Raw genomic sequence first — 4,262 nt, forward strand, 5'->3', positions numbered from 1 at the left:
CCCTGATTATCGGCGTCTTATCACCAGAAAAATTGTACTTCGTCAACAAATCCCTTACTTCCATCTCTACCAAATCCAATAACTCTTTGTCCTCCACTGCATCGCACTTGTTTAAAAATACTACTACCGAAGGCACGTTTACCTGCCTCGCCAACAATATATGTTCTCTCGTCTGCGGCATCGGCCCATCCAACGCACTCACTACCAATATCGCCCCATCCATCTGCGCCGCTCCAGTTATCATGTTCTTCACGTAATCCGCATGCCCAGGACAGTCTATATGCGCATAATGCCTGTTTACCGTAGAATATTCTACGTGACTCGATACTATCGTCACTATCTTTGAACCATCCCTCCTTCCCTGCGCTTCCGACGCTTTCGCTACCTGATCGTACGATACGTATTCCGCCAACCCTTTATTGCTTAACACTTTCGTAATCGCTGCCGTCAACGTCGTCTTGCCGTGATCCACGTGACCTATCGTACCTATGTTTACATGCGGCTTACTCCTGTCAAACTTTTCTTTCCCCATTTTAAATTCTCCCCTTTCCCTTTATGCTTTAGTTGTTTTTTCTAATATTTTATCGGCAATTTGTCTTGGAACTTCCTCGTAGTGAGATGGTTCCATGCTGTAATTTCCTCTTCCCTGTGTAAGGGAACGAAGAGATGTCGAATACCCAAACATTTCCGCCAAAGGCACAGTTGCTTTAATATGCTGTACTTTATTTTTAGAATCCATGCTCGTTATTTTACCACGTCTTGAATTTAAATCGCCGGTTACAGCGCCCATATATTCTTCTGGGGCAACTACTTCGGTTTTCATAATAGGTTCCAAAATAATAGGATTTGCTTTTTTACACGCCTCTTTAAAAGCCATAGATCCAGCTATTTTGAACGCTATTTCTGACGAATCAACTTCATGGAACGAACCGTCAGTAACGATTACTTTAACATCTACCACAGGATATCCTGCTAAAGTTCCAGAGGTCATTGCTTCTTTAATACCTTTGTCAATTGCAGGGATATATTCCCTAGGAATTACGCCGCCGACAATCTTGTTCACAAACTCATAGCCTTTGCCGGGATCTTGAGGCTCGACAGTAAGTATAACGTGACCGTACTGCCCGCGTCCGCCGGTTTGTCTGATATATTTTGATTCTGCTTCTTGAGTTTTTTTAATTGTTTCTCTGTAAGCAACCTGAGGTCTTCCAACATTTGCCTGAACGTTAAACTCTCTTTTCATTCTGTCAACAAGAATCTCAAGATGAAGTTCGCCCATACCCGCAATAATCGTCTGATTGGTTTCCTCGTTTGTTCTGACTCTAAACGTAGGATCTTCTTCCGCAAGTCTGCTTAAAGCAACTCCAAGTTTTTCCTCGTCAGCCTTAGATTTAGGTTCAATTGCAACGTCAATAACCGGCTCGGGAAAATCCATGGACTCAAGCAATATAGAATTCTCTTCACTGCAAAGCGTGTCGCCGGTAGTTGTGTTCTTCAAACCTACTGCAGCGGCAATATCTCCCGCGTTTACAGACTTAACTTCTTCTCTGTTATTTGAGTGCATACGAACTATACGAGAAATTCTTTCTTTTGCATTTTTAGCAGGATTATAAACATACGAACCGCTTTCCAATGTTCCTGAATATACCCTAAAGTATGTAAGTTTCCCAATATAAGGATCCGCCTGTATTTTAAAAGCCAAAGCGCTAAAAGGAGCGCTATCGTCAACCGGTCTAGTGTCATCTTCGCCCGTCTCAGGATTTATTCCTTTGAAGGCTTTCCTGTCAAGGGGAGACGGCAGATAATCGCAAACCGCATCAAGCATAGACTGTACGCCTTTGTTTTTAAATGCTGTTCCGCAAAGCACGGGAATTAATTTTATCTGAAGAGTTGCATTTCTAATTGCCTGTTTTATCTGAGCTACAGTTGACTCTTTTCCTTCCATAAAATTATTCATCACATCGTCGCTGTAATCTGCGATAAGTTCTATCATCTCAGAGCGCATACGACGAGCTTTTTCTTCTAAATCTTTGGGAATATCCATTACTTCAAATTTTGCGCCAAGCTCTTCTCCTGACCAAACATGCGCATTCATAGTCACCAAATCGACAATGCCTTGAAAGTTAGACTCGACTCCAATGGGTATCTGAATAGGAAGAGGAGTCGCTCCAAGTTTTTCTCTTATATCGTTTATAACCATAAAAAAATCTGCGCCAATCTTATCCATTTTGTTTGAGAAAACAATTCTTGGAACGCCATATTTATCAGCTTGTCTCCAAACGGTTTCAGACTGAGGTTCAACTCCATTGCCAGAATCGAACACAACTACTGCGCCGTCCAAAACCCTTAAAGATCTCTCCACTTCTACGGTAAAATCAACGTGACCGGGAGTATCGATGATGTTAAACTGCATGTCCTGCCATTTGCAGTATGTCGCGGCCGAAGTAATTGTAATACCTCTTTCTCTTTCTTGCTCCATCCAATCCATGGTTGCAGCGCCCTCGTGGACTTCTCCAATTTTGTGAGTTTTTCCGGCATAGTACAGAATTCTTTCTGTCGTAGTTGTTTTACCAGCATCGATGTGAGCTGCAATTCCAAAATTCCTAATTTTATTTAAAGGATATTCCCTAGCCATTTTCTTCCCTTTTATTTTTTTATATCCAAAACTTATTTATTTTCTTTTAGACGTCGTGATTGTTCGTATTTCCTTCTTTCATCACTATAGAATGCTTCTCTCTATAATTACCCTTAACATCATTGCTACTACCCACGACATTTTCCCCATAATTACCAATCTTGCAATTCTTTTACTCATCTCGCCTGCCACCTCTTTTGAAAAGGTATCGGTCTCTTTTATTGATACGTTTGTAATCCCACTTTATATTTGTTAAAACATCTCTGTTTAAAAACATTCCCAAAGTCTTTTCTAACATATCTCATCTTTTGCTATATCGTTTCGTCCTTCTGTTAAATCGGGCCATGTTATCTCTTATGCTGCTATTACTACTCTCTATCAAAGCGCGTCCCCGTTATTACTAACTTCTCTTGTGGCATGTATCTCTCAAACGCTACCTTATTATAACAACTATTGCCATCACTGCAAAGTTTGTTTTTTGATGGCAAACGAGCGAGGATTTCGCGATGCAAAAACTCAAAAGACAAGTTCCATCTACCAACGATAGTGGGCGAAAGCTTTATTTGCTTCCGCCATTCTGTGAGTATCTTCTCTTTTCTTCATCGCGGTTCCTTCCTTTTTGCTACCGTCAATGAGTTCTTGCGCAAGTTTTTCGCACATAGGTTTTCCGGTTTTGCTTCTTGCAATTTCTATAAACCAGTTGATAGCAAGAGTAATTGAGCGCGCCGTGGGAACTTCCATAGGAACTTGATATGTAGCTCCACCAACTCTGCGCGGTCTCACCTCAAGAAGCGGTCTTACATTTTCCAACGCCCTGTTAAAAACTGCGACAGGATCCTCGCTGGTCCTTTCTTTTATTATATCGAAAGAATCGTACACTATTGATTCTGCCGTACTTTTTTTACCTTCAAAATTGAGTTTACTGATAAATCTAGCTACAACCACCGAACCAAACTTTGAATCCGGTTCCGGCAAACCTCTTTTCTCTCTTGGTTTTAACGCTTTGCGTGGCATTACTTAATACCTCTTATTTTTTTATTACTTACTTACTTTCACTTCGCAGAATAACGAGGGAATCCCTCGCTCTTGCCAACCCCTAATCTCACCCTTCCCCGCAAGGGAGAGAACAAGCACCTTATCTTTTTGTGCGAAGAGTTTTGTGTTTGGACGACGCTTGCTACAAGACCAACGTTAATCCCTATATTTAAGAACACAGTATTTTGAACTTCTTGCTAAGCAAAACCAAGCGAAGCTTGCTTTTTGATAGCAAATGAGCGAGGGCTTTGCGCTGCAAAAATTCAAAAAACAAGTTTCTATTGCTTGGCGGCTTTGCCCTTCTTGACCCCATACTTACTTCTACTCTGTTTACGACCTTCGACACCAGTTGTGTCCAAAGTTCCCCTTATAATGTGATAACGAACACCGGGCAAATCTCTTACACGTCCACCGCGAATAAGAACAAGCGAATGCTCCTGGAGATTATGTCCTATGCCCGGAATATATGAAGAAACCTCATATCCTGACGTAAACAGAGTAGAAGTAAGTATGGGGTCAAGAAGGGCAAAGCCGCCAAGCAATAGAAACTTGTTTTTTGAATTTTTGCAGCGCAAAGCCCTCGCTCATTTGC

General features: G+C 41.5%; 3 protein-coding genes and 1 pseudogene. All 4 read right to left on the reverse strand.

Features of this window, described 5'->3' with window-relative positions:
* Window positions 1-532: GTP-binding protein (locus LE180_RS06805; protein ID WP_374134696.1), on the reverse strand; the 532-nt coding region annotated here is incomplete at its 3' end.
* 21 nt (window positions 533-553) lie between these two features.
* Window positions 554-2,635 carry an elongation factor G gene (gene fusA / locus LE180_RS06810; protein ID WP_374134697.1) on the reverse strand — a complete coding sequence of 694 codons (2,082 nt, stop codon included), beginning with the start codon at window positions 2,633-2,635 and terminating at the stop codon, window positions 554-556.
* A gap of 534 nt (window positions 2,636-3,169) precedes the next feature.
* Window positions 3,170-3,649 carry a 30S ribosomal protein S7 gene (gene rpsG, locus LE180_RS06815; protein WP_374134698.1) on the reverse strand — a complete coding sequence of 160 codons (480 nt, stop codon included), beginning with the start codon at window positions 3,647-3,649 and terminating at the stop codon, window positions 3,170-3,172.
* A 299-nt stretch (window positions 3,650-3,948) separates the two neighbouring features.
* Window positions 3,949-4,161: pseudogene (rpsL, locus tag LE180_RS06820) on the reverse strand (30S ribosomal protein S12); the annotation flags it as partial.
* Window positions 4,162-4,262: the final 101 nt, after the last annotated feature.

Origin of the sequence: Candidatus Endomicrobiellum pyrsonymphae, assembly GCF_020328025.1 — a bacterium.
GTDB lineage: Bacteria > Elusimicrobiota > Endomicrobiia > Endomicrobiales > Endomicrobiaceae > Endomicrobiellum > Endomicrobiellum pyrsonymphae.

Excerpts from the sequence above, each read along its gene's own strand:
- fusA (WP_374134697.1), bottom strand. The coding sequence starts at position 2,635 with ATGGCTAGGGAATATCCTTTAAATAAAATTAGGAATTTTGGAATTGCA.
- rpsG (WP_374134698.1), bottom strand. The coding sequence starts at position 3,649 with ATGCCACGCAAAGCGTTAAAACCAAGAGAGAAAAGAGGTTTGCCGGAA.